This is a genomic window from Dellaglioa sp. CoH-56-MRSF-14 (assembly GCF_056782115.1).
Genome location: NZ_JBXAYB010000036.1, coordinates 1 through 393, shown reverse-complemented (window position 1 = coordinate 393; position 393 = coordinate 1). Strand labels below are relative to the sequence as shown.

Here is a 393-nt window from a genome sequence, read left to right as displayed (position 1 = left end):
CCATCGTCTTGGTTCCAGTCCTGCACAACGGTGCGTGGCAGGTCCCGAATGTTCAGCCAGTTAAGGAATCGCTGGAGCCGGGTCGGCGTCGGGTCCGCAGGCTGCGCGAATCGTGTTGGTGATTCTGGTATGAACGGCGGGAACGCTGCGCGCCCCGGATTTAGTTCGTCACTCATTTTTGGACTCCTGTATGTAATACGCGTTATTTACTAGGCTGTTTCGCAGCCTTCCACGCGGCTCCGGCGCGCTCGCGCTGCTCTATCAGCGCGGACGTATCTTTACCAGCCTGCTCAGCGCGACGCACAGCCACATCAAGCCGATTAAATTCTCGAAATTCTGGACCCGAACGCACAGCAGCACGTTGAACTTTCTTCGCTTGCTTATACGCTGCAC

Annotated in this window: 1 protein-coding gene; it reads right to left on the bottom strand. The window is 57.0% G+C overall.

The genetic code is table 11. The annotated features are described in order from the left end of the window. Positions 1 to 202: 202 nt before the first annotated feature. Positions 203 to 393, bottom strand: a 191-nt coding sequence (locus tag AC1RPX_RS07740) for a hypothetical protein (protein WP_481763325.1), incomplete at its 5' end; no start/stop codon positions are given.